The sequence below is a fragment of the Streptomyces sp. NPDC096048 genome (assembly GCF_044763415.1).
GTDB lineage: Bacteria > Actinomycetota > Actinomycetes > Streptomycetales > Streptomycetaceae > Streptomyces.
Genome location: NZ_JBIWGG010000011.1, coordinates 159,998 through 184,849 on the forward strand (window position 1 = coordinate 159,998; position 24,852 = coordinate 184,849).

19 protein-coding genes and 1 riboswitch are annotated in these 24,852 nt (G+C 73.8%); of the genes, 8 read left to right on the forward strand and 11 right to left on the reverse strand.

What is annotated here, in order from left to right; genetic code table 11:
* Window positions 1-44: 44 nt before the first annotated feature.
* The 6 genes from fxsT to ACIQ6R_RS29110 form a co-directional block, all read right to left on the reverse strand.
* Window positions 45-4,703: an FxSxx-COOH system tetratricopeptide repeat protein gene (fxsT, locus tag ACIQ6R_RS29085; RefSeq protein WP_404224512.1), complete on the reverse strand. Its 4,659-nt coding sequence runs from the start codon at window positions 4,701-4,703 to the stop codon at window positions 45-47.
* Window positions 4,704-5,828 carry a MoxR family ATPase gene (locus tag ACIQ6R_RS29090; RefSeq protein ID WP_404224513.1) on the reverse strand — a complete coding sequence of 375 codons (1,125 nt, stop codon included), beginning with the start codon at window positions 5,826-5,828 and terminating at the stop codon, window positions 4,704-4,706.
* Window positions 5,825-7,369 (reverse strand): hypothetical protein, encoded by a 1,545-nt coding sequence (locus ACIQ6R_RS29095; protein ID WP_404224515.1) that lies wholly within the window; start codon window positions 7,367-7,369, stop codon window positions 5,825-5,827. Before ACIQ6R_RS29095 ends, ACIQ6R_RS29090 begins: the two co-directional genes overlap by 4 nt.
* A gap of 145 nt (window positions 7,370-7,514) precedes the next feature.
* Window positions 7,515-10,118, reverse strand: coding sequence for a polynucleotide kinase-phosphatase (locus ACIQ6R_RS29100; protein ID WP_404224517.1), 2,604 nt, complete (start codon window positions 10,116-10,118; stop codon window positions 7,515-7,517).
* Window positions 10,115-11,584 carry a 3' terminal RNA ribose 2'-O-methyltransferase Hen1 gene (locus ACIQ6R_RS29105; protein ID WP_404224518.1) on the reverse strand — a complete coding sequence of 490 codons (1,470 nt, stop codon included), beginning with the start codon at window positions 11,582-11,584 and terminating at the stop codon, window positions 10,115-10,117. Before ACIQ6R_RS29105 ends, ACIQ6R_RS29100 begins: the two co-directional genes overlap by 4 nt.
* A gap of 159 nt (window positions 11,585-11,743) precedes the next feature.
* The gene (locus ACIQ6R_RS29110) at window positions 11,744-12,667 is read right to left on the reverse strand and encodes an LLM class F420-dependent oxidoreductase (protein WP_404224519.1); all 924 of its coding nucleotides are present in this window, start codon (window positions 12,665-12,667) and stop codon (window positions 11,744-11,746) included.
* Between the two features lie 249 nt (window positions 12,668-12,916).
* Here ACIQ6R_RS29110 and ACIQ6R_RS29115 point away from each other — a divergent pair, with 249 nt between their 5' ends.
* Window positions 12,917-13,093, forward strand: a complete 177-nt coding sequence (locus ACIQ6R_RS29115; RefSeq protein WP_404224521.1) for a hypothetical protein — start codon at window positions 12,917-12,919, stop codon at window positions 13,091-13,093.
* A 61-nt stretch (window positions 13,094-13,154) separates the two neighbouring features.
* On the opposite strand, the gene ACIQ6R_RS29120 is transcribed toward ACIQ6R_RS29115, so the two are convergent.
* The 4 genes from ACIQ6R_RS29120 to ACIQ6R_RS29135 form a co-directional block, all read right to left on the reverse strand.
* On the reverse strand, window positions 13,155-13,625 hold the full coding sequence (locus ACIQ6R_RS29120) for a DUF6099 family protein (protein ID WP_404181797.1): 471 nt from the start codon (window positions 13,623-13,625) through the stop codon (window positions 13,155-13,157).
* A gap of 203 nt (window positions 13,626-13,828) precedes the next feature.
* Window positions 13,829-14,182, reverse strand: coding sequence for a nucleotide pyrophosphohydrolase (locus ACIQ6R_RS29125; protein ID WP_404224522.1), 354 nt, complete (start codon window positions 14,180-14,182; stop codon window positions 13,829-13,831).
* Entirely contained in the window at window positions 14,179-15,342 is a 1,164-nt protein-coding gene (locus tag ACIQ6R_RS29130; protein WP_404224524.1) for an ATP-binding protein, read from the reverse strand. The genes ACIQ6R_RS29125 and ACIQ6R_RS29130 overlap by 4 nt, the downstream gene beginning before the upstream one ends.
* A 156-nt stretch (window positions 15,343-15,498) precedes the next feature.
* Window positions 15,499-15,891: a cell division protein SepF gene (locus ACIQ6R_RS29135; RefSeq protein WP_404224525.1), complete on the reverse strand. Its 393-nt coding sequence runs from the start codon at window positions 15,889-15,891 to the stop codon at window positions 15,499-15,501.
* 197 nt (window positions 15,892-16,088) lie between these two features.
* Between ACIQ6R_RS29135 and ACIQ6R_RS29140 the strand changes: the two genes are divergently transcribed.
* On the forward strand, window positions 16,089-19,220 hold the full coding sequence (locus tag ACIQ6R_RS29140) for an FAD-binding and (Fe-S)-binding domain-containing protein (protein ID WP_404224527.1): 3,132 nt from the start codon (window positions 16,089-16,091) through the stop codon (window positions 19,218-19,220).
* A gap of 41 nt (window positions 19,221-19,261) precedes the next feature.
* Here ACIQ6R_RS29140 and ACIQ6R_RS29145 read toward each other — a convergent pair whose 3' ends face one another.
* Window positions 19,262-19,711, reverse strand: coding sequence for a hypothetical protein (locus ACIQ6R_RS29145; protein ID WP_404181783.1), 450 nt, complete (start codon window positions 19,709-19,711; stop codon window positions 19,262-19,264).
* Window positions 19,712-19,967: 256 nt separating this feature from the next.
* On the opposite strand from ACIQ6R_RS29145, the gene ACIQ6R_RS29150 reads away from it, so the two are divergent.
* From ACIQ6R_RS29150 to ACIQ6R_RS29175, 6 genes are all read left to right on the forward strand, one after another.
* A complete protein-coding gene (locus tag ACIQ6R_RS29150; RefSeq protein WP_404224529.1) occupies window positions 19,968-21,332 on the forward strand; it encodes a chloride channel protein in 1,365 nt (454 codons plus the stop codon).
* Between the two features lie 89 nt (window positions 21,333-21,421).
* The gene (locus tag ACIQ6R_RS29155; RefSeq protein WP_404224718.1) at window positions 21,422-21,895 is read left to right on the forward strand and encodes a potassium channel family protein; all 474 of its coding nucleotides are present in this window, start codon (window positions 21,422-21,424) and stop codon (window positions 21,893-21,895) included.
* A 60-nt stretch (window positions 21,896-21,955) separates the two neighbouring features.
* A riboswitch (cobalamin riboswitch) is annotated at window positions 21,956-22,141 on the forward strand.
* Between the two features lie 29 nt (window positions 22,142-22,170).
* Window positions 22,171-22,878 (forward strand): energy-coupling factor ABC transporter permease, encoded by a 708-nt coding sequence (locus tag ACIQ6R_RS29160; protein ID WP_404181777.1) that lies wholly within the window; start codon window positions 22,171-22,173, stop codon window positions 22,876-22,878.
* Window positions 22,875-23,213, forward strand: a complete 339-nt coding sequence (locus ACIQ6R_RS29165; protein WP_404224530.1) for an energy-coupling factor ABC transporter substrate-binding protein — start codon at window positions 22,875-22,877, stop codon at window positions 23,211-23,213. Before ACIQ6R_RS29160 ends, ACIQ6R_RS29165 begins: the two co-directional genes overlap by 4 nt.
* The gene (gene cbiQ, locus ACIQ6R_RS29170; protein WP_404181771.1) at window positions 23,214-23,963 is read left to right on the forward strand and encodes a cobalt ECF transporter T component CbiQ; all 750 of its coding nucleotides are present in this window, start codon (window positions 23,214-23,216) and stop codon (window positions 23,961-23,963) included.
* Complete coding sequence (locus tag ACIQ6R_RS29175) at window positions 23,960-24,817, forward strand: ATP-binding cassette domain-containing protein (protein WP_404224531.1); 858 nt, start codon at window positions 23,960-23,962, stop codon at window positions 24,815-24,817. The genes cbiQ and ACIQ6R_RS29175 overlap by 4 nt, the downstream gene beginning before the upstream one ends.
* The last annotated feature ends 35 nt before the right edge of the window (window positions 24,818-24,852 follow it).

The following is a 24,852-nucleotide window of genomic DNA, read 5'->3' on the forward strand; positions in this document are numbered from 1 at the left end:
ACCGCCCCGCCGGGCCGGGCGCCCGGCCGCCCGGCCGTCGGAGGCTACAGCGGCATCGGGGCCATGTCGCACTCGATGCGGCGGCGCTGGCGCGCCGCGGCGAGCCAGGGGTGGTCGGCGCGGACGACCCCGGCGAAGCCCTCGACGGCCCGGCGCTGCAACTCGTCCGCCTCCGCGCCGCGGCCCAAGCCGCGCAGGTCGAGGGAGAGGTTGGCGGTGCAGGACAGGGTGAGCGGGTGGTCCTCGCCGGCGACCTCCGCGAGCAGCGGCAGGTTGGCCTCGTCGATCTCGCGGGCCCGTTCGAAGTCCAGCCGGGCGTAGGCCGTGTTGGCCTGCCCGATGGCGGTCGTCAGCGTGGTCACGTGCCGCTCCCCCACCGTCTCGGCCAGACGTCGCGCCGCCTCGTCCTCCTCTTCCCGCGCGCTGTCCAGCGCCCCGAGCGTCCGCAGTGTGGCCGCCAGATTGGCCCGGGTCAGCAGGGTGTACAGGTGGTTCGCACCGAGCCGCTGCTCGTAGCGCCGCACGGTGTCCTCGGCCAGTTGCCGGGAGCTTTCGAGGTCCCCGGCCAGGCGCCGGTCGACCGCGAGGTTGGTCGCCGTCGCCAACGAGTCCGAGTGGTCGCTGTCGTAGCGGTTGACGAAGCGCCGCAGCGTCTCCTCGGTGAGCTTGGCCGCCTCGGCGAGCGCGCCGTCGCGGCGCCGGCACACCGCGAGATTGCGGGCGATGCGCAGGGTGAGCGGGTGCTCGTCGCCGAACGCGGTGCGCGCTCTGCGGTACACGTCCTCCTGGAAGTCGCGGGCGCCCGGGTAGTCACCGCTCTCGCGCATGTCGATGGCCAGGCCGTTGAGCGTGTTCAGGGTGAAGAAGCTCGCCGGGCCGAAGAGCAGGTCGCGCAGCCGGGCGTTCTCCTGGTCCAGCGGCAGCGCCTCGCGGAACTCACCGACCAGTCTGAGGTCGACGCCCCACGAGTGCGTGGCGCGCAGGGTGGCGGGGTCGTCGGAGCCGAACAGGGACCGGGCCAGCTCGGTGGCCTCCCGGCTCACGCTCCGCGCCTCCTCCATCCGGCCCTGGTAGCGGCGGGCGTCGGCCATCTCGCACAGGGAGTCGATCAGTTCCTCGGGTTCCACCTCCAGCCGGCGGGAGGTCTCCAGCGCCTTCTCGATCAGCGGGATGGACTCGGACACCTGCCCGGTCTGCCGCAGCAGGAACGAGAAGCTCTTCGTCATGCGGATGACATGGATGTCCTCCTCGCCGGAGGCCGCGAGCCAGCGGCTCCAGGCCTCCCGCGCGTAGTCCGCGGCGCCCTGGTGGTCTCCCCAGTAGTAGAGGAACCAGATGGTGTCGGCGACCAGGTCCCGCACCCAGGTGTCGGAGCTGGTCACGGCCTGCGAGGCGAGTACGTGGGGCAGCAGCGCCTGGTAATCGGGCCATTCCAGGGAGGATCCGTAGGCGCCCGGCTTGGCCGCCGACAGCAGCTGGTGCGCGGCGCCGCGCATCCGCTCGCGTTCGTCCTCGCCCAGCTTGGCCAGGAGCACGGTCTGCAGCAGGCGGTGCATCTGCAGGGTGTCGGCGCGCGGGTCGACCCGGATCAGGGAGAACTGGCTCAGGTCGCGCACCGCGCGGTTCAGCCGGATCGACTGGCGCAGCAGCGGGTCGACCTCGGGCGTGATGCTCACGCCCCGGCTGCCCCGCAGGATCGAACGCGGAATGGGCTCGGGGGCCATGCTGGCGCAGATGTCGAGGAGCTGCCGGGCGCCCGGGTTGTTCCGCTGGATGCGCTCCAGCGAGAGGTCCCACGCGGCGGCGACGGAGACCGGGTAGTCGGGCGTCGGGTCGAGTTCCAGGATCTCGGGGCTGCGCTGGGCGAGCAGGTCGAGGTACTCGTCGACGAGCATGCCGGTGACCGCGCGCCAGGCACCGGCCTGCTCGACGGCGAGCGGCAGGTCGCCGAGCGCGTCGGCGAGCCGGTCGGCGTCCTCGGTGCTCAGGTCGGGCGAGCGCCTCTGGAGCAGTTCGATGGACTCGGACCGCTCGAAGACGTTCACGGGCAGGGGCGTGGCCACTCGCTCCCAGGCCCGGTTCCGGGAGGTGACGATGACCTTGCCCGGCCCGTTGGTGGGGAAGTACTGGCGTACCGCCTCGACGTCCTCGGCGTTGTCGAAGACGAGCAGCCAGTCGTTGTACGGCGCTCCGTTGCGCAGCGCCTCCAGTACGGCGGGCACGGCGGTGTTGGCGGTGGGCGCGCCCAGGCGGTCCTGGCTGGAGGGCGCGACGCCGAGCTGGGCGGCGAGGGTGCCCAGCGCGGCCAGGATGAGGCTCTCCCGCTCGGCGGGGACCCAGCAGATCACCTTGTACTCGTGCTGGTGGGTGTAGATGTACTCCAGGGCGAGCTGGGACTTGCCGACGCCGCCCAGGCCGTGCAGCGCGTGCGGCAGCACCGCGGCGGTGTCCTGGGCACTCAGTTGCTCCTCCACGGCCCTCAGCAGCCCCTGCCGGCCGACGAACGAGGTGTTCCGCAGGGGAACGTTCACCAGTAGGGCGGGCGTCGCGGTCGTGGTGCTCTGCATGAGCTGCTCAGCCTCCGGGGCTTCGGGTGGGTTCGCGTCGGTTACCAGGGGCGGCACGTGGTCTCCAGGTTCGTCGGGGTTGCTCGACGCTGGATCACTGCCTTCTCGGCCGCCGGATGATCCCCCGCCGCCCGCAGGGTTCACCTCAGTGGGTGTACCCGCGGGCAAACCGGCGCCCACCCGTTCGGCCGCACCGGGCGGCACGCGCCCGGAGAGTTGGGGTTCGATGCGCCTGGCCCGTTCGGAGTAGGGCCCTGAGAGGGCGCGCATCACGGCCAGTTCGCTGCGCACCCAGCCGCCTTCGGCCGGGTCGGGCAGGGCGGCTCCGGCCGGGTCGTGCAGGGCGGCGCGCAGGGCGACGCCCCGCGGTCCGGCAGCGGGCAGCTCACCCACCATGCTGACCGTGCGCGCCAGTTGGCTGCGGGTCGTGGTGGCGAGCAGGGCCTCGCGGACCCCGTCGGCGAACTCGGGGCGTCCTTCGCCGCCGCTGTTCCAGTCGATCAGCCCGCCCATGAGGATCTCGGCCAAGTGGTCGGGGCCGGTCTCCGGCATCGTGCGCCGCCGCATCTGTTCGACGAGGTCGAACTCGAAGGGAATGGCCGCCAGTTGGGTGGCGAGCCGGCGTGCGGCGGGGGTGGCGAGGGTGAAGAAGCGGCGTACGGCGGCGGTGGCGGCGCGGGGCAGGCGCGGGGCGCGCAGACCGGGCGCGGGCGCGCCCTTGGCGAGGGCGCCGGCGAGGACGACGGGCAGGGACCGGCGTACGCCCCGCTCACCGGTGACGAGGTCGGCCCAGGTGCCGAGGGAGCCGGGCTTGAGGGACAGCACGGGCACCGGTACGGAGCCGTCACCGGCCTCGGGCAGCGGGCGCAGCGGGTCGGGACCGCCGGGCGGCGCCCAGTGCCCGAGGCCGTCGTTGGGCGCGCCGAACCCGCCGGCCTCCAGGACCGCCTGGTACGGGTAGAGGGAGGTGCGGTGACGCAGGTGCGGCGGCAGCAGGTGGACGAGGGCCGTGGGGCCGGCGTGGCCCAGCCGGCCGAGCAGGTCGTCGGCGGCCGGGGACGCCCAGCCGTGGGCGAGCCCGTCGGTGACGACGAGGAAGACCCGGCCGCCCCGGCCGTCCAGGAGTTCGGCGGGGTCGGCGGCGGCGCGGTCGGCGGGCCGGCGCAGGGTGGCGGGGCCGGCCCGCGGCACGTGCACCCGGACGGCCCGGACGCCGCGGAAGGCGCCGCTGTGCTCGGCGGCCTCGGTGAGGCGGGCACAGGTCTCCTGCCAGATCCGCATGGTCGGTGCGTCGTCGACGAGCAGGACGAGGTCGAACGCGGTCGCCCGGGCGGGCCGCAGGAAGGGCAGCCAGAGGCCGTCGGACACGCCCTGCTCGGCGGTGGCCTCCTCGTCCAGTTCCAGGGTGTGGCGGGAGGGGATGCGCCGGGCCAGTCGGTGCAGGGCTCGGGCGAGCAGCGCGGTGGTGCGGCCGGGGCCGGGCTGCGGGCGCTCCTCGGTGGGCAGCAGCGGCCGGCCGACGTGCAGCGCGAAGGTGCCCTCGGCGTCGGGTAACAACCTTGGGCGGGTGGCCTGTTCGGCGGGCGTGGCGCCCGGCGGGTCGGTGGGCGTGGCCCGGTCCGCGGGGTCGTGCGGCGGTACGGGCGCGTCGTGGGAGCCGGTGCCGGGGGCGGTCGGGGGCGGGGCCGGCGCGGGATCGGCGGCGGGTGTGCCGTCGTCGGCCGCGGACGGTTCCGACGGCCCTGCGTCCCCGGCCCCGGTCTCCGTCTCGCACTCCGTCCCGCTCTCCCCCTCGGTCGCCTTCTCCGTCTCGGTCGTGCGGGCGGGCCGCGGGTGCGCGGGGGCGGGGCCCCGTGCCGGTGCCGGGTGATCGCTGCCCGGGCCGCCGTGGCGGTCCCAGTACGCGGCGAGCCAGACCGCTTCGGCGACCTCCCGCCAGTGGGCGTCGGACGGCTCCGGACCGTCCGGCGGCGGCTGGTCGCGGGCGGTCGCCACCTGGGCCGGGGCAGCGGTGACCTCCGCTCCGTACCCACTCGCGCCTTCGACGGACTCGGGAAACGCCGACGGAGGCGACGTCCCTGATACGGGATCACCGTCGCCCGGTCCGGATGCGCGCTCCCTGGGAAAGCCGGTCATTCAGCGGCCCTTCGCGAGGTCGCGGAGCAGCATTTCCACGAGCTTACGCCCGTCACCGTTCGCCTGGAAACCACCCGCGGTAGTCATCTGGACGGCGTTGAGCAGCTGGTCCAGGGAGTGGGTGCCGCCGGACCGGATCCTCCCGACGAACTCGTCCACCAGGCGCTCGGTGCCCTCGGGCCGGACGCCCAGGTGGCCTTCCACCAGGGCGAGCAGCTGCTCGCGGCTGGGGGTGCGCAGCTCCAGCGGCAGGCAGCGCCGACGGAAGGCGGCGGGGAACTCGCGTTCTCCGTTACTGGTGATCACCACGACCGGGAACTCCCGGCACTCGACGCGCCCGCCCCGTACCAGCGCCTGGCCCGCAGGGTCGCTGGTGTGGACGCGCGCGGTGTCCACGGCGTCGCGCACCAGTTCCGGGACGTCATAACTTCCGTTCTCCAGGACGTGCAGCAGGTCGTTCGGCAGGTCGATGTCGCTCTTGTCGAGTTCGTCGACAAGGAGCACCCGGGGACGATCGTAGGGCAGCAGGGCGGTGCCCAGGGCGCCGAGAGTGATGAAGTCTCCGAGAACGGGCGGGAGTTGACTGTGTGTTGAGACGACCGCCGGGTTGACGTCGTCCGGTACGGGCGCCGCGCCCTCCTCGTGGGCCGGGGCCGGCCCGGTCCCGGCCGGTTCCCGGGCGGCACCGCCGCGCAGTCCGGCCTGCCAGGCGGCGATGGCCTGGGCGCGGCCCATGGCGTCGTGGACGTACAGCCCGTCCCGCAGCGTGGTCCGGCTGACGATGCTCCACTCCAGGACCCTGCCGAGGCCCAGTTCCCGGGAGATCACGTAGGCGAGCGTGGACTTGCCGATTCCGGGCGGTCCGGTGATCAGCAGCGGCCGGCGCAGCAGCAGCGCGGCGTTGACGGTGTCGATCTCGTCGGGGCCGAGCTGAGGGGTGACGTCGCCCGGGCCCAGCCTGCGTACCGCGGCCTCCGGCTCGTCCGGCGGGGCGGGCTGGGACGGTGCGCCGAGGAACCGGCGCCAGGGCGGCGCCTGGGGCAGCGGGGGTGGGACGACCGGCGGCCGGCCGGTGCCGTGGAACACGCGCCAGCCGTTCGGGGACGTCTGTTCCTGCGTGTTCATGCCGGTGCCTCCTCGCCGGCGAGATCGCCGGGGTCGCTTGTGTGCATGTCGACGATTCGGGTGGGATCATCCCAGAAGAATCCGATGTGCCGCCCCAGGAGCCGGCCGGGACCCTGCTGGTTCAGTTCGGCGTTCTGGCGCAACCGGTGAATGGCGAGCGGTATCTGACCGGGTGTCGGGACCGCGGCGAACACGGCCGTCACCACCTCGCGCCGCTCCTCGGGGAAGGCTCCTCTGCGGTCCCACACCGCCAGCCCGATGCCTTCCGCTATGGCGGCCTTGAGTGCCTCCATGGCGGAGACCCGGGCCGGGGCGTCCAGCACCACGGCCGTGTGCCTGGTGTCCCCCGCGAGTGTCGCCTGCCACGCGTCGAGCCGCCGCGCGTCCGGCTCGCTCCAGCCGTGCACGCCGACCCCGTGCTGCCGCAGCGCGTGCCAGCGCTCCTGCCACTGGTGTCGCACCAGCGCGTCGTCGGTCCGCATCCGCTCCAGGCTCCGTAGGTGCACCCCGTACTTCAGCCCGAGCGGCAACGGTCGCCCGTCGCCGATCCGGTACGTCAAACTCGCCACATCGTGGTTGAGGAGGTCGTACGGAAGGACGAACTCCACGTACGCCGACGGCTGCCTGTGTCCACCGGAGGCCGGCTCACCCGGCCCGGCCCACAGCCGGGCGCCCTGCCGCAGCGCGTCGTCGACGGCCGGGCCGAGCGCGTCCAGGGTGGTCACGGCCGGTGCGCCGGGCTGCGGATCCCAGTGGCCCGGCACGGTGTTGAGCCAGGGGCGCACGACGACGTCGTCGGAGCCGTCCCGGGCGGGCTCGACGGCGACGATCAGGCAGCGCGGGATGTCGGGGTCCCGCACGGCGAGGGCGCGGGCCTCCCGGCGCCGTTTCAGCTCCTGGGCGAGGCCGGCCCGCTTCGCCCAGTCGTCGGCCCAGTCGGTCAGGGCGGCGCGGTGGCCGCTGGTGGCGGCGAGCGGGGCCGCCCGGTCGAGGAGGAGGACGGCGGGCGGCAGCCCGTCCGGCTGGGCGTTCCACGCGAGGACGTGGAGGAAGAGCTGGTCGGGTAAGAGTCCGGTGGGCAGATCCAGGCCGTTGAGTTCCTCGGCGAGGTCGTCGCGCAGCCGGTCGGCGGGGAGCTCGCCCCTGGCGAGGACGGCACGCGCGCCGGTCTCGTCGTCCCGGCCGAGCGGGCCCGGCGGTGCCTCGGGCGCGGCGGGCGGGCCGGGGGTGATCAGCCGGTCCAGTTCGTCGCCGGCGAGGGGCCCTTCGAGGATGCGCACCACCGCGACGAGTACGTGCTCCCCGCCCGCCACGTTCAGGGCGGTGCGGACCAGGGTGACCACGTCCTCGCGCTGTTTGACACCGCGCAGGTCGACGGGGCGGCCCAGCTGGTCCCCGAGCACCGCGGCGAACTGGCCCCGCCCCTGCGGGTCCTCCGTGCAGCTGAGTCCGCACAGCGCCTCGGTCAGCTCCAGCAGCAGTGCCAGCCCTCGCGCATGCCCGGAATCGCCATCTCCGCCGAATCCCGCGCCTGTCTCCACCGACTGTCCCCCATGAGTCGGTACGTCTGCCTGACCGACCTGCGAAGTTAGCACGGGAACTGACGGTTAACCAGGGACGTGTGGGGTGTGCGGATCCGGAGTCCGGCCGAGCCGCCCATCGGGGCGACTCGGCCGGAAACACCCCCTAGAGCCGCGGGTCCACCGGCTCGGACTCCAGTGCGAGGACGCCGAACACCGCCTCGTGCACCCGCCACAGCGGCTCACCGTCCGCCAGACGGTCCAGGGCCTCCAGCCCGAGGGCGTACTCGCGGACGGCCAGGGACCGCTTGTGGTTCAGGAACCGCCCGCGCAGCCGGGCGAGGTTGTCCGGGCGCGTGTACTCGGGGCCGTAGACGATCCGCAGGTACTCGCGCCCGCGGCACTTGACGCCGGGCTGCACCAGACGGCCCTTGTCGTCGCGGACCAGGGCACCGATGGGCTTGACCACCATGCCCTCGCCGCCCCGGCCGGTCATCTCCAGCCACCAGTCGATGCCCGCCGCCACCGACTCGGGGTCGCCGGTGTCGACGTACAGCCTCCGGGTGGTCTGCAGCAGGCCGCTGCCGTCGTGCTCGACGAGCCGGTCGAGGAGGGCGAGCTGCTCGTCGTGGGGCAGTGCGGCCAGGCTGCGGCCCTGCGCGGCCAGGATCTGGAACGGGGCCAGGCGGACGCCGTCCAGGCCGTCGGTGGGCCAGCAGTACCGGCGGTACGCGGCCGTGAACGCGGCGGCGTCGGCGGACCGGGCTCGCTGGCGGTCGAGCAGGTCCCCGACCTCGACGCCGCGCGCGGCGGCGCCCTCCAGTGCTGCCAGTACGCCCGGGAACACCGCGCCGGAGGCGGCGCCCACGGCGGCGTACTGGGAACGCAGCAGCCCGGAGGCCTTGAGGGACCACGGCATCAGCTCGGCGTCCAGCAGCAGCCAGTCGGTGGCCAGTTCCTCCCACAGGCCGGCTTCTCCGATCGCGGTGCGCAGCCGGTCCAGGACCGTCTCCGAGACGCTCGCGTCGTCGAGGAACGGGCGGCCGGTACGGGTGTAGAGGGAGCCGGTGGGGCCTCCCCCGCTCCCGGCTGCGCTCGAGCGTGAGGTGCCCCCGACCCCGAACCGGGCGCGCGCCGCCTCGGCGTCGCGGCAGACCAGCACCACCGCGCGCGAGCCCATGTGCTTCTCCTCGCACACGACCCGCGTCACGCCGTCGGCCGCGTACTGCGCGAACGCCTCCTTCGGGTGCTCCAGGTACCCGTCCACCCCCGAGGTGGGGGTCGGTGCCATGGTCGGCGGGAGGTACGGCAGCAGCCGGGGGTCGGTGGCGAAGCGGCTCATGACCTCCAGGGCCGCCGCTCCGTTCTCCTCGCGTACGGTGATCCGCCCGGCGTGCCGGGTCTCCACCACTCGGCGGCCGTGCACGTCGGCCAGGTCCAGCGGGCGTCCGTCGTGTCCGCCGGGCGCCTCGGTGCGCAGCGGCTTGGCCGGCTCGTACCAGACCCGCTCGGCCGGTACGTCGACCAGTTCGCGCTCCGGCCAGCGCAGCGCGGTGAGCTTGCCGCCGAAGACGGCGCCGGTGTCCAGGCAGAGGGTGTTGTTGAGCCAGCCGGCCTCGGGGACCGGGGTGTGGCCGTAGACGACGGCCGCGCGGCCCCGGTAGTCCTCGGCCCACGGGTAGCGCACCGGCAGCCCGAACTCGTCGGTCTCTCCGGTGGTGTCGCCGTACAGGGCGTGGGAGCGGACCCGGCCGGAGGTGCGGCCGTGGTACTTCTCGGGCAGACCGGCGTGGCAGACCACGAGCCGGCCGCCGTCGAGGACGTAGTGGCTGACCAGGCCGTCGATGAACTCCCGTACCTCGGCGCGGAACTCCTCGCTCTCGCCGTCCATCTGCTCGATGGTCTCGGCGAGTCCGTGGGTGTGCTGGACCTTGCGGCCCTTGAGGTGGCGGCCGTACTTGTTCTCGTGGTTGCCGGGGACGCACAGGGCGTTGCCCGACTTCACCATGGACATCACGCGGCGCAGTACGCCGGGGCTGTCCGGGCCGCGGTCGACCAGGTCGCCGACGAAGACGGCGGTGCGGCCCTCGGGGTGGACGCCGTCGGTGTAGCCCAGCTTGCCGAGCAGGGTCTCCAGTTCGGCGGCGCAGCCGTGGATGTCACCGATGATGTCGAAGGGGCCGGTGAGGTGGGTGAGGTCGTTGTACCGCTTCTCGGTGACGACGGTGGCGTGCTCGGTCTCCGCCGTGCCGCGCAGCACGTGCACCTTGCGGAAGCCCTCGCGCTCCAGGTGGCGCAGGGAGCGACGGAGTTCGCGGGTGTGGCGCTGGATGACCCGGCGGGGCATGTCGGCCCGGTCGGTGCGGGTGGCGTTGCGCTCGGCGCACACCTCCTCGGGGACGTCGAGGACGATGGCGATGGGCAGCACGTCGTGCTTCCTGGCCAGGTCGATCAGCTGACGCCGGGCGTCCTGCTGCACGTTGGTCGCGTCGACGACGGTGCGGCGGCCGGCCGCGAGCCGCTTGCCCGCGATGTAGTGCAGGACGTCGAAGGCGTCGCGGCTGGCGCTCTGGTCGTTCTCGTCGTCGGCGACCAGGCCCCGGCAGAAGTCGGAGGAGATGACCTCGGTGGGCTTGAAGTGGCGCCGGGCGAAGGTGGACTTGCCGGAGCCGGAGGCGCCGATCAGCACGACGAGGGACAGGTCGGTGACCGGCAGGGCGCGGGCCCGCACGGGGGAGCCTGTGGTGTCGGTGGTGCCGGTGGTGGTCATGCGGCCTTCGCCTCCTTCTCCGTCACGGTGCTGGTGGTGAACACGGCCATCTGGGTGGGCGGGCCCACCTCGGGGTCGTCGGGGCCGACGGGGCGGAACTCCACGGTGTACCCGTGCCGTTCGGCCACCGTCCGCGCCCAGGCGCGGAACTCCTCGCGGGTCCACTCGAAGCGGTGGTCGCGGTGGCGGACGTGGCCGGCCGGGAGGGTCTCCCAGCGCACGTTGTACTCGACGTTCGGCGTGGTGACGACGACGGTGCGGGGGCGGGCCGAACCGAAGACGGCGTACTCCAGGGCGGGCAGCCTGGGCAGGTCGAGGTGCTCGATCACCTCGCTGAGCACGGCGGCGTCATAGCCTCCCAGCCGTTTGTCGGTGTAGGCGAGGGAGCCCTGGAAGAGGTGCACGCGCGCGGCCTGCCGCTCGCCCATGCGGTCCAGCTTGAGACGCCGGGAGGCGATGGTGAGCGCGCGTACCGACACGTCCACGCCGACGATCTCGGTGAACCGCGGGTCCTTGAGCAGTTCCCGCACCAGGTACCCCTCGCCGCAGCCGAGGTCGAGGACGCGGGCGGCGGCGTTGTCCCGGAGCGCGGTGAGGATCGCCTCGCGGCGCTGCACGGCGAGCGGGGTCGGCCTCTCCTCCCGCTCGGCCTCCGCCCCGACGGCGTTGTCGATCTCCTCGACGTCGCTGTCGTCGGTCTCGGCCAGCCGGATCAGCTCCAGCCGTTCCATCGCGTCACGGGTCAGGGACCAGCGGCGGGACAGGTAGCGGCTGGTGATCAGCTTCTGCTCCGGGTGGCCGGGCAGCCAGCCCTCGCCGGCCCGCATCAGCTTGTCGACCTCGTCCGGGGAGACCCAGTAGTGCTTGGCGTCGTCGAGCACCGGGAGGAGGACGTAGAGGTGGCGCAGGGCCTCGGCGAGGGTGCGGGTCGCGGACTCCAGTTCGAGGCGGACGTAGCGCGAGTCGCCCCACTCGGGGAACTCGGTGTCCAGCGGGACGGCCTCGACGGTGACCGCCCAGCCGAGCGGCTCGAAGAGGCGGCGTACGAGGTCGGGGCCGCCGCGGGCGGGCAGCGCCGGGACCTCGACGCGCAGCGGCAGCGGCTCGGCCGCGCGCTCGGGGCGGCCCTTGCACACGCCGCGCATCGCGCTGGAGAAGACGTTGCTCAGCGCGACGGCGAGGAGCGAGGAGGCCGCGTAGGGGCGGTCGTTGACGTACTGCGCGAGGGCCGCGTCCGGAGCGCCGCCCCGGCCCTTGCCCTTGCCGCGCCTGACCAGCGCCACCGCGTCGACCTCCAGCAGCAGCGCCGCCGTGCAGCGCTGTTCGTCCGCCTCCGGGTAGAGCACGTGGGCCGTGCCGAAGGAGGTGGAGAACGCCTGCGCGTTGTCGGGATGCTTGTGCAGCAGGAAGCCGAGGTCGGTCGCGGGGCGCTCGGGAGTACCGGTGGTGGTGATGGTCAGGAACATGCGGAGGGCCTCTCCGGCCGGTGGATGCTGACGAGACGCCGTACGCGCGGGAGCCCCCAGGGCGGTTGATCCCGGGGGGCTCCGGCAGGACGACGCCCACACCATCGCACAGGGCGGGTGACCGGCGCCTTCGGTTATTCGAGGGGCGGCGTCAGCGCGTCACGACAGCTGCGACTGCACCTGGGAGGAGATCAGCTCCAGGTGGTCCAGGTCGTCGAGGTCGAGGATCTGGAGGTAGATCCGCTGCGCGCCGGCCTCGGCGTAGCGGCCGATCTTCTCGACCACCTCGGCCGGGGAACCGGCCAGGCCGTTGGCCTTCAGCTCCTCGACCTCGCGGCCGATCACGGCGGCCCGGCGGGCGACCTCGGCGTCGTCCTTGCCGACGCAGGCGACGAGGGCGTTGGAGTAGGTCAGCGCGTCCGCCCCGCGGCCGGCCTGCTCGGCGGCGGCCCGGACCCGGCCGAACTGGCGCTCGGTGTCCTCGACCGAGGCGAACGGCATGTTGAACTCGTCGGCGTACTGGCCGGCCAGGCGCGGGGTGCGGGTGGCCCCGTGGCCGCCGATGAGCACGGGCACCTTCGGCTGCGCGGGCTTGGGCAGCGCGGGCGAGTCGGTGAGGTCGTAGAACTTGCCGTGGAAGTCGAAGGTCTTGCCGGTCTCGGTGGCCCACAGACCGGTGACGATGGCCAGTTGCTCCTCCAGGCGGCCGAGCTTCTCCTTCGGGAAGGGAATGCCGTACGCCTTGTGCTCCTCCTCGAACCAGCCGGCGCCCAGGCCCAGCTCGACCCGGCCGCCCGACATCTGGTCGACCTGCGCGACCTGGATGGCGAGGACGCCGGGCAGCCGGAAGGTGCCGGCGGTCATGAGGGTGCCGAGCCGGATGCGCTTGGTCTCACGGGCGAGGCCGGCCAGGGTGATCCAGGCGTCGGTGGGTCCGGGGAGGCCGTCCACGGAGCCCATGCGGAGATAGTGGTCGCTGCGGAAGAAGGCGTCGAAGCCGAGGTCCTCGGTGGCCTTGGCCACGGTGAGCAAGGTGTCGTATGTGGCCCCCTGCTGGGGCTCGGTGAAGATACGGAGATCCATGTCTCCATCCTGCCTGCTCGGCGGGGGAGCGTCGGACAGGCTCCGCCCGTCGGCCCGGCGCGTTCCCGGCCTCCGGCGGGTGAATTCGCGTCGACTCCGGCCCGGTGCGGGGTCGGTCCGGTGACCGGTCCGGACGGTGATCGTTTGCCGGGGCGGAGCCGGATCGCCCGGCGCCCGCGCCGGCCGTGTGCGCCGGTGCGTCACCGGTGCCGGGCTCCCCGTGGGGGCCTCGGGGCCGAGGAGGCCGTCATGTCCGAAGAGACCGTGCCGCAGGAGGGCGGGGCGGATGCCCGGCCGACGGGGCTGCTCCAGCGGATGGAGGAACTCATGGCGGCGCTGAACGCGGACCTGTCGGCTCTGGACGCCGACCTCCGGTCGGCCGGGGACCAGGGGCCGCCGTCGGGGGCGGGGGGTCGCGCCGACTGAGGCGGGCGGGCGCGCCGACTGAGGCGGGCGGGGGTGCGGTCGGCGGCTCGCGGTGTCCTGGCTAGCCGGCCTCCCGCTCCGGTAACTCCGCGTCGCGGTCCGCCAGTCTGCGCAGCATCTCCATGACCCGGTCCCTGGACTCGTCCGCCGCGTCGATCGCCTCCATGCACTGCCAGTACGTGGCCTCGTCGTCCGCGGCGCAGGCGACGCCGACGAGGGCTATGCCGGTCTCGCCCAGCAGGGTGCCGAGGCGCATCAGGGCCTGGCGGGCGTCGCCCAGTTCGGTGAGCTGGGCGGCGCGCAGCTCGCCCGGGGCCAGGTCGGGGGTGTGCAGCACCCCGCAGCCGCGGCCCGCCAGCTCGGTCAGTCCCAGTGCCTCGCCGCGCAGTTCGGGTGGTCCGGAGACCGCCAGCCGGCTGCCGATCGCCTGCGCCAGAGCCTGCACCTGCCACACCTCCGTCAGGATGTCCGGCACCTCGCCGCCGGCTGCCAGGGCGCGTCCACTCGTCACGATGAGCCGCACAGCGTCCATGCGCTGCCCCCGTCTGTTTCCGACGCGCTCAGGGCGCGTCCGCCCGAACTCCGTACTCCACTACCCAGAGTGAGGGCGTGTGGGACGAAAAGCCAGAGGAAGACCGAAATCTTCGGACAACAAATTGATTTCTGGCCCGTTCTCAACTGCGGAGAGTGATAACGGAGTGAGAGACTCCTCTCTCCCTCGCCTCTCGGCGCCGGTCAGCCCTCCCGGTCCTTCCGCACCGGGAACCGGAGCTCGTTCCGGTCGATCTTCGCCTCCAGCGCGGCCAGTGGATCGACGTCGAGCACCTCGCAGAACTGGAGCAGATACGCCAGCACGTCGGCGACCTCGTCCCGGACCCGGTGCGCGGTGTCCGGGTCGGCCATCACGCGGGCCGACTGCTCGGGCGTCAACCACTGGAAGATCTCGACGAGTTCGGAGGCCTCTACGCTGAGCGCGGCGACGAGGTTCTTGGGCGTGTGGTACGGCTGCCAGTGCCGCGCCGCCGCGAACTCGGCCAGCCTGCGCTGCAACGCCACGAGGTCCCGGGCGGGGTGAGGGTGATCGGTCACGGCACCAGGTCTACCACCGTGACGCCCTCCGCCCCGGCCGCCCAGGTGGCGTCGGCGACCGCCGCGACGAGGCGGATGTGCCCGCGGTCGCACATCCGGGCCGCCAGCCGGAGCAGTTCCGCACGCTGCCGCACGTCCAGGCCGCGGTCGAAGCCGTCGGCCAGGACGGTGAGCGTCTGCAACGCCGCGGGCACCTCGCCGGCCGGGTCGACCTCCAGCACGCCGGGGCCGGTGAACAGCACCAGGGCGAGGGCGAGGTAGCGCAGCTCGCCGTAGCCGAGGCGGGCGAGGCCGGTGCGGATGCCGTCGCCCCGGTCCAGCAGCGCGCGCACCACCCCGCCGGCGACGGGCTCGGCCAGGACGTCCGCGACGGGGCCCGCACATCCGGCGTGTACCGCCGCGACGAACTGCGCGTGCCGCCTCCCGCACTCGGCGCGGGTGCGCCACAGCACGTCGGCGAGGTTGTCGCAGCCGCCGAGCAGGCGCCCGGAGCCGGTGGGCACGGGCTCCCGCATCCGGCCGGGCCGCGGATCGCAGGCGAAGACGGAACGCAGGGCGACGACCATCTGCTCGGCCGCGGCCAGCACCCTGCGCTGCCCGTCCGTCTTGCCGGCCACCCGCAGCGGCAGCAGCGGGGTGCCGAGCCGGTCGTCCGGCAGCGGGGCGCGGGTCACGGGCGCGGACCCGGCCGTGTGCCAGGCCGCCTGCACGGCACGCCGGCCGGGGTCGCGCAGGGCCGTCTGCAGCAGGACGACGCCGTCCGCCGTCAACCGCTCCCCCACGATGCGCAGTTCCGGTTCGGCCTGTACGGCGACGTCCAGGTGCACCGGGCCCGCGGCGCCGTCGGCCGTGCAGCCGATGCGGAAGCCGCGCCGGTGCTGGGCGTCGGGCCGGGCCCGCTCGGGCACGCAGGCGACCGGGTCGGGGAACACCGCGCCGAGCTGGGCGCCACCCCCGAGCCGGGCCAGCGCCTCGTACGCCAGGAGCGCACTGGTCTTGCCGCAGCCGCTGGGCCCGGCGAGCACGGTGAGCGGCCCGAGCCGCAGTACGGCGCGCCGGTGCCCGGCGAACGCGGACAGCCGCAGCTCCGTGATGCGGGGCCGGTCCGGGTGGGGCGGGGCGGGAGTGGCGGACACCGTTGACGCAGTTGACGCGGCCATATGCGGACCGTAGAAGTCCGACGCATGGCGAACCGTTCCACCCGGAGGACGTTCCTACGATCGGGGGACGGGACCGTCAGGGCCGGGGCGCCCGTCACACCTGGGAGGTTCGGGAGGCGTCCGCGACGGCCGGCGCCGCGCGCCCCCGTCGCCCCGTCACCCCCCGGGGACCTCCGCCGCGTCCTCCATCAGCCCGTTCACCTCGGTCCCGGCCGGTGTCAGCAGGAAGATGTTGCGGTCGACGCGGTGCATACCGCTGGCCAGGCCGAAGACGACGCCCGTACTGAAGTCCAGTACCCGCTTGGCGACCTCGCTCTCGGCGCTGGTCAGGTCCAGCAGGACCGGAATGCCCGCCATCAGGATCTCGGCGACCTCGCGGGCGTCCGCGAACACATTGACCCGCAGAACGACGAAACGGCGACGCGTCTCCGTCTCCGCCTCCGGCATCGCCCGGTGGCCGACCGCGGACGGCCATGCGTCACGCCCGCGCAACGGAACGACCTGGGCGAGCCCTTCCCACTGTTCATCGGTGACGTCGTGGCTGTTCACCGGCTCCCCCGATCTCACTCGCCTTCATTGCCTGCACCAGCCAATTCTTACGCCAAGTCACCCGTTCGGCCCAACAGCGACACGGTTCGCGACGCTCCGTGTCCGGTGATTGCCGCCGCGACCACCGGGGTACTCAGCGACGGCCGCTCCGCACGCGCGGGCGCCCCCTAGCCGTGCCGACACCCGAAGGAGAGCTCATGGGTGCGCTGGACCTGCCCGGACCCGTCACTCGCGAGGGGGCGGCGCCGCCGGTCGACACCGTCTCACTCCGAGCCGCCCTGCGCGAACGGGTCGACGGTGAGATCCGATTCGACGCCGGGAGCCGGGCGGCGTACTCCACGGACGCCTCGAACTTCCGGCAGACGCCCATCGGCGTGGTCGTCCCGCGCACCCCCGAGGCCGGCGCGGAGGCGGTGGCCGTGGCCCGGGAGCACGGTGCGCCCGTGCTGTCGCGGGGCGGCGGGACGAGCCTGGCCGGGCAGTGCACCAACGCGGGCGTGGTGCTCGACTGGTCGAAGTACTGCACGCGCGTGGAGTCGGTGGACATCGACGCCCGCACCTGCGTCGTGCAGCCGGGGATCGTGCTGGACGACCTCAACCGGCAGCTCGCGCCGCACGGCCTGCGCTACGGGCCCGAGCCCGCCACCCACGCCAACTGCACCGTCGGCGGCATGATCGGCAACAACTCCTGCGGCGCCACCGCGCAGGCGCACGGCAAGGTCGTCGACAACATCGCCCGCCTGGAGGTGCTGCTCTACGACGGCACCCGCTTCTGGTGCGGCGAGACGAGCGACGAGGAGTACGCCGAGATCGAGCGCCAGGGGGATCTGCGGGCGACCGTCTACCGACGGCTGCGTGCCCTGCGCGACACCTACGCGGACGAGATCCGCCGCCGGTTCCCGGACATCCCGCGCCGGGTCTCCGGCTACAACCTGGACTCGCTGCTGCCGGAGTACGGCTTCGACGTCGCCGGGCTGCTGGTCGGCAGCGAGTCGACGCTGGTCACCGTCCTGCGGGCGGAGCTGGAACTGGTGCCGGTGGTGAAGGAACGCACCCTGGTGGTCCTCGGGTTCGACACCATCGACAAGGCCGCCGACGCGGTGCCCGACATCCTGCCGCACGAGCCGATCGCGCTGGAGGGCGTCGACGCCCGACTGGTCCGCGACGAGCGGATCAAGCACCTCAACGAGAAGGCACTCGCCGAGCTGCCCGACGGGAACGCCTACCTGCTGGCGCAGTTCGGCGGCGACACCGTCGAGGAGGCGGACGCGCGGGCCCACCGGATGCTCGACGGGGTGCACCGCTCCGAGCACGACGCGGACTGCGCGTTCCTGAACGATCCGGCGAGCGAGCGGGCCCTGTGGCAGGTCCGCGAGGCCGGTCTCGGCGCCACCGCGCACATCCCGGGCAAGCCCGACACGTTCGAGGGCTGGGAGGACTCGGCGGTCGCCCCGGAGAAGCTGGGCGACTATCTGCGGCGGCTGCGCGCGCTGTTCGAGGAGTTCGGCTATCTGAGCGAGACGGGACCCAGCCTGTACGGGCACTTCGGGCAGGGCTGCGTGCACACCCGGATTCCCTTCGACCTGTACACCGCGGACGGGGTGGCGACGTACCGGAGGTTCATGGAGCGGGCGGCGGACCTCGTCGTCGAGTTCGGCGGCTCGCTGTCCGGTGAGCACGGGGACGGGCAGAGCCGGGGTGAGCTGCTGCCGCGGATGTTCGGGGACGGTCTCGTCGAGGCGTTCGGGCGGCTGAAGGCCGTCTTCGACCCACTGGACCGGATGAACCCCGGAAAGGTCGTCGCGCCGTACGGACTGGACGAGAACCTGCGCCTGGGCGGCGACTGGGCCCCGTACGAGCCCCGCGACCTGCACTTCCGGTTCCCGCACGACGGCGGTTCGTTCTCCCAGGCGGCCAACCGGTGCGTGGGCGTCGGAAAGTGCCGGCAGCACACCAGTGACGGCACCGTGATGTGCCCGTCGTACCAGGTGACGCGGGAGGAGGAGCACTCCACCCGGGGCCGGGCCAGGCTGCTGTTCGAGATGCTCGACGGGCACGGCGACGGCGCCATCGAGGACGGCTGGCGCTCCGAGGCGGTCAAGGACGCCCTGGATCTGTGCCTGGCCTGCAAGGGGTGCAAGAAGGACTGTCCGGCGGACGTGGACATGGCCACCTACAAGGCGGAGTTCCTGTCCCACCACTACGAGGGCCGGCCGTGGCGCAGGCCGCGCTCGGACTGGTCGATGGGCTGGCTGCCGGCGCTCGCCCAGGTGGTGGGCCGCACTCGGCTGGCACCGGTCGTGAACGCGCTCACCCACGCCCCGCTGCTGTCGAAGGCCGCCGTGCTGGTCGCGGGGGTGGCGGACCGTGAGGTGCCGCTGTTCGCGGAGCGGACGTTCGAGCAGTGGTTCGCGTGCCACGAGCCGGAGGGCGACGGGCGGCGCGGGACTGTGCTGCTGTGGCCGGACACCTTCACCAACCATTTCCACCCGCACATCGGACGGGCGGCGGTACGGGTGCTGGAGCAGGCCGGCTGGCGGGTGGAGCTGCCGGCCGAGCCGCTGTGCTGCGGGCTGACCTGGATCTCCACCGGGCAGCTCGGAATGGCGCGGAAGGTTCTCGGCCGGACCGTGCGGGGCCTGGCGGAGCACGTGCGGGCGGGCGGCCTGGTGGTGGCGCTGGAGCCGAGCTGCACGGCCGTGTTCCGGGCGGACGCGGGCGAGATGTTCCCCGGTGACCAGGACGTGCGCCGGCTGGCGGAGCAGACGGTGACGCTGTCCGAGCTGCTCACCGAGCACTCCCCGGGCTACGAGCCGCCGCAGGTGCCCGACCGGTCCGCGAAGGCACTGGCCCAGGTCCACTGCCACCAGCACGCGATCATGGGCTGGGAGGCCGACCGGGAACTGCTGCGCCGGGCCGGGGTGGACGCCGAGCGGCTGGACTCCGGCTGCTGCGGGCTGGCCGGCAACTTCGGCTTCGAGCGCGGCCACCTGGACGTCAGCGAGGCGTGCGCGGAGCGGGTGCTGCTGCCGCGGCTGCGGGAGGAGGACGAGGCGACCGTCGTACTCGCCGACGGCTTCAGCTGCCGGACGCAGATCCACGAGTTCGACAGCGGCGGCCACGAGGGCGTGCACCTGGCGGAGCTGCTGGCCTCGGCACTCCCCGGCGCCGCGGCCGACACGGACGTCCCCGGCAGCGCGTACGGCACCGCGCCGGGCGCCCGGCCGGTGGCCCCGGGGCGCATGGCCAAGGCCCTGGCCCTCGCGGGCACGGGGCTGGCCGCCGTCGGCGCGGCGGCGGCACTGGCGCGAGGCCTGCACCGTCGCTGAGTCCTCACGTGCCGGGCGCCGGGGCGCCCGGCCGCGGAGGTTCAGGCAGCCTGCTCCTGGCTGCTGGCCAGCGCCCAGATCACGAACACGTCGATCGCCATCATGATCACGGCCCAGACGGGTGCGTACGGCAGGAAGAGGAACTGGGCGATCAGGCTCAGCGAGGCCAGGAAGATGCCCGCGAAGCGTGCCCAGGCCATGCCCTTGAGCAGGCCGTAGCCGGTGACGAGGACCACCGCGCCCAGGATGACGTGGATGATGCCCCAACCGGTGAGACTGAATTCGTAGACGTAGCTGCCGACACGGGCGTAGACGTCGTCCTCGGCGATGGCCGCGATGCCCTGGAGGACGGCGAGGGCGCCGTTCAGCAGCATCAGTACGCCCGCGAAGACGACGCCGCCGGTCACCCAGCCGCTGGTGCGGTCCGTCGGCCGCGGGGCGCCGGTGCCGTGCGTCGGGCTGCCGGGAGAAGGTGCGGCGTGCTGGCTCATGAGCGGAGTCCTTTCCGGTGTTTCCCCGTACGGGCCTGCCCCCGCCGGCACCGCGTGACGCCGACAGGTCACTCCGAGCCTGCGGGTGTCCGCCCCGCGCGGCCATGCGGGTCCGCCGCACGGGTGAACCGGACCCGACCGCGCCGCGGCGCCCGGTCCCCGGAACGGAACGGTGCGCGTGCGGCCCTCCCCCGCCTCGCGTTTACTGAGGCGCACATGCGAACGCGCGCGACGGACCGTCGGACCAGGAGGGCCCGTGACCACTCAGCCCGCGCCGGCGAACGCGGTGCCGGCCCGGGCCGAGCAGTCCCTGCGGCGCACCCTGCTCAGCCCCGGCTACCTGCGGCTGTTGCTGCTGTGCGTGCTGCTGGGCGTTCCCATCGCGCTGGCCTGCTTCTTCTTCGTCGGCCTCCAGCACGAGTTCCAGCACTGGGTGTGGTCGTCACTGCCCGAGGCCGCCGGGTACGACGCCCCGCCCTGGTGGTGGCCGCTGCCCGCGCTGGTGCTCGCCGGGCTGATCCTGGCGCCGATCGTGACCCGGATGCCGGGCGGCGGCGGCCATCTGCCGGTGAACGGGCTGGGCGGCGCGCCCGTCGGCCCCCGCGCGCTGCCCGGCGCCGTCCTGGCGGCGCTCGCCACGCTGCCGCTCGGCGTGGTGCTGGGCCCCGAGGCCCCGCTGATGGCTGTCGGCAGCGGGCTCGCCCTGCTGGCGGTGCGGCGGGCGGGGGCGGCGGGGGACCCGAGGGCGAGCGCGATCCTGGCCACGGCCGGCTCCACCGCCGCGATCTCCACCATCCTCGGCGGGCCGGTCGTCGCGGCCGTCCTGCTCATCGAGGGGGCGGGGCTCGGCGGCGCCCAGCTGGTCGCCCTGCTGCTGCCCTGTCTGCTGGCCAGCGCGGCGGGCGCCCTGGTCTTCACCGGGTTCGGGGAGTGGACCGGCCTGAAGATCGGCGCGCTGGCCCTGCACGACGTGCCGCCGGGCGCCAACCCGGACGCGGGCGACTTCCTGTGGGGCGTCCCGACGGCGGCGCTGATCGCGGTGCTGATCACGCTGGCCCGCGAGCTGGGCCACCGGACCGTCTCCTGGACGCGGCACCGCACGGCCCTGCGTACCGTCGCCTGCGCCACGGCGGTCGGCGGCTGCCTCGCCGCGTACGCCCTGATCACCGGCCGTTCCCCGGCGGAGGCGGCGCTGTCCGGTCAGGCGACCCTCGCGCAGCTCGCCGCGCACCCGCACGCCTGGCCGGTGGGCGCGCTGGTCTCGCTCGTCGCCTGCAAGGGGCTGGCCTGGGGCATCGCGCTGGGCAGTCTGCGCGGCGGCCCGATCTTCCCGGCCGTGCTGCTGGGAACGGCGACGGCCATGGCCTGCTCCGGCCTGCCCGGCTTCGGCGCGACCCCGGCCCTCGCCCTCGGCATCTCCGCCGCGGCGGCCGCGGTGACCGGGCTGCCGCTGGCCAGCGCGGTGCTGGCGGTGCTGCTGGTGGGCGGGGACGCGTACGACCAGATGCCGCTGATCGTCACGGCGTCGGTGGTCGCCTTCGTCGTCACCCAGCTGGTACGCCGGACCGAACCGGGGGCGGAGGCGCAACCGCCGGAAGCGGCGCCGGGGACGGCACGGTGACGGAGCGCCGGGCCACCACCACGCGGACGGACGGCGCCCGATGGCGTACCGCCTGGCGCACGGCCCGGCCCTGGCTCACGCGGGCCGGCATCGCGGCGGGCACGGTCGTGGCCTACTTCCTCCTTCCCCTCGACCATCTGGGCCCCGGGCGTCCGGTACTGAGCTGGCTGCTGTTCGCCCTGGTGTTGACCTTCGTGGCCGTGCTGCTGCTCCGCCAGATCCGCCACGTCCTCGTCGACCGCCCGGAGACCCGGCCGGGTGTGGTCATCCCGCTGCTGATCATCCTGTCCGTGCACGCCTTCTCGGCCGCCTACTACGCCCTCGCCAAGCAGCCGGGCGAGTTCACCGGCCTGCGCACCCGCGTCGACGCGCTGTACTTCACCGTGGTGACGCTCGCCACCGTCGGCTACGGGGACATCACCCCGCGGGGTCAGGCCGCGCGGGTCGTGACGGTTCTGCAGATCGTCTACAGCTTCGTCTTCCTCACCGCCGCCGCGACCGCGCTGACCACACGCGCGCGCGACATGGTGGTCCGGCGGACCGAGCGGGACCGGCGCGGCTGACGGGGCCGTGCCGAGGCCCACCGGCCCGGAGGCCCGCTTGTCACTGCCCCGGTGGGAGCACTACTGTCGCCACGCCTTGGTGAACGGGAAATCCGGTGTGATGCCGGTGCGGCCCTCGCCACTGTGAATCGGGAAGTCCGGCTCCGGCCCTCGCGGGCAGCCACTGGATCCTTGCGATCCGGGAAGGCGGAGCACGGGCGGTGGTACCCGTAAGCCAGGAGACCGGCCAAGGCGCGTCGTCCATCCACGAGGTGCTGGAGAGGGTCTGCTGAGCCATGCACATAGCCGAGGGCTTTCTGCCACCGGCGCACGCGATCGCCTGGGGTGTCGCGTCCGCGCCGTTCGTCGTCCACGGAGTACGGTCACTCACCCGTGAGGTCAGGGAGCACCCGGAGAGCACCTTGCTCCTCGGCGCCTCCGGAGCCTTCACGTTCGTTCTGTCGGCCCTGAAGCTGCCGTCCGTCACCGGCAGTTGTTCGCACCCGACCGGCACCGGTCTGGGCGCGATCCTCTTCCGTCCGCCGATCATGGCGGTGCTGGGCACCATCACCCTGCTCTTCCAGGCGCTGCTGCTGGCGCACGGCGGGCTGACCACACTCGGCGCCAACGTCTTCTCGATGGCGATCGTGGGACCCTGGGCCGGCTACGCCGTCTACCGGCTGCTGCGCCGCTACGACGTGCCGCTGATGGTCGCGGTGTTCTTCGGGGCGTTCGTCGCCGACCTGTCGACCTACTGCGTCACCAGCGTGCAACTGGCGCTGGCGTTCCCGGACCCGAGCAGCGGGTTCCTGGGCGCGCTCGGCAAGTTCGGGTCCATCTTCGCCGTCACGCAGATCCCGCTCGCGGTGAGCGAGGGCCTGCTCACGGTCATCGTGATGCGGCTGCTGGTGCAGTCCAGCAAGGGCGAACTGACCCGGCTGGGCGTGCTGCTGACCAAGGCCGGCAAGAGCAGCACCGACGAGCCGGAGGCGGTGGCCCGATGAGCCGCGACACGAGGATCAACGCCCTGCTGCTGCTCGCCGTGGCCGCGCTCGCGGTGCTGCCGCTGGTGCTGGGTCTCGGCGACCACAAGGAGGAGCCGTTCGCCGGTGCGGACGTCGAGGCGGAGACGGCGATCACGGAGATCGAGCCGGACTACGAGCCGTGGTTCTCGCCGCTGTACGAGCCGCCGTCCGGGGAGATCGAGTCGGCGCTGTTCGCCGTGCAGGCCGCGATCGGCGCGGGCGTACTCGCCTACTACTTCGGGCTGCGCCGGGGCCGGCGGCAGGGCGAGGAGCGGGCCGCGGCGGCGCCGCGGGGCGTCCCCGAAGGGGACTGAGTGCTGCCGATCGACGCGGCGGCGCACAGCAGTCGCTGGCGCCGCCGCCATCCCGTGGACAAGGCCGTGCTCGGGCTGGGGCTGACCGTCCTCGCGATCTCGCTGCCGCCCTGGCCGGGCGCGGCGCTGGTGCTGGTGACGGCGCTCGCCGTGCTGCTCGGCCCGGCGGGTGTGCCCGGGCGCCGGCTGTGGCGGGCGTACCGCGTGCCGCTGGGCTTCTGCGTGACCGGGGCGCTGCCGCTGCTGGTGCAGGTCGGGGGCCCGGACGGGTTCCTGACGGCGGCGGACGGCGGCCCGGTGCTCGCCGGTGAGCTGCTGCTGCGTACCTCGGCGGCCTCCCTCGGGGTGCTGCTCTTCGCGTTCACCACGCCGATGTCCGACCTGCTGCCCCGCCTGGTGCGGGCCGGCGTGCCCGCGCCGGTGGTCGACGTGGCGCTGGTGACGTACCGCATGAGCTTCCTGCTGCTGGACTCCGTGCGCCGGGTGCGGGAGGCGCAGGCGGCGCGGCTGGGCCACACCACCCGGGCCGCCGCCTGGCGTTCGCTCGGCGGACTCGGCGCCACGGCGTTCGTACGGGCCTTCGACCGGGCGGCACGGCTCCAGTCGGGGCTCGCCGGGCGCGGCTACGACGGCACCCTGCGCGTCCTGGTGCCCGAGGCCCGCGTGTCCGTGCCGTTCACGGCGGCGAGCGTCGCGCTGCTGGCGGCGCTGGCCGCCCTCACCCTCGTACTGGAAAGGCCGCTGTCGTGAGCGAGACGATCGAGAGGGGGGAGGCGGCCGCGTCGTCCCTGGTCGCCCTGCGGGGCGTGTCCTTCGCGTACGAGGAGGGCCCGGACGTGCTCACCGGTCTGGACTTCGCGGTGCGCGAGGGGCGTGCGCTCGCGCTGCTGGGCCGCAACGGCAGCGGCAAGACCACGCTGATGCGGCTGCTCAGCGGCGGACTCCGGCCGCGCGCGGGGACGTTGACGGTGGACGGGGAGCCGGTGACGTACGGCCGCAGGGGGCTGACCCGGCTGCGGACCACGGTGCAACTGGTGGTGCAGGACCCGGACGACCAGCTGTTCGCGGCGTCGGTGTCCCAGGACGTGTCCTTCGGGCCGTTGAACCTGGGCCTGTCCGGCGCGGAGGTCCGCTCCCGGGTCGAGGAGTCGCTCACCGCGCTGGACATCGCGGCGCTCGCCGACCGGCCCACCCACCTGCTGTCCTACGGGCAGCGCAAGCGGACCGCGATCGCCGGGGCCGTCGCGATGCGCCCCCGGGTGCTGATCCTCGACGAACCGACCGCCGGGCTGGACCCGGACGGCCAGGAGCGGCTGCTCACCACCCTGGACCGGCTCCGCGCGGCCGGCACCACCGTGGTGATGGCCACCCACGACGTCGACCTGGCCCTGCGCTGGTCCGACGACGCCGCCCTGCTCACCCCGGCCGGCGTGCACACCGGCCCGACGGCCCCGACGCTGGCCCGCGCCGAGCTGCTGCGGCAGGCCGGGCTGCGGCTGCCGTGGGGCGTCGCGGCGGCCCGGCTGCTGCGCGCACAGGGCCTGCTGACGGACTCGGCGACGGGCCCCCGTACGGCGGAGGAGCTGGCCGCCCTGACCGACTGACGGGGGTGGGAGGCGGGGCGACTCGACCGCTACGG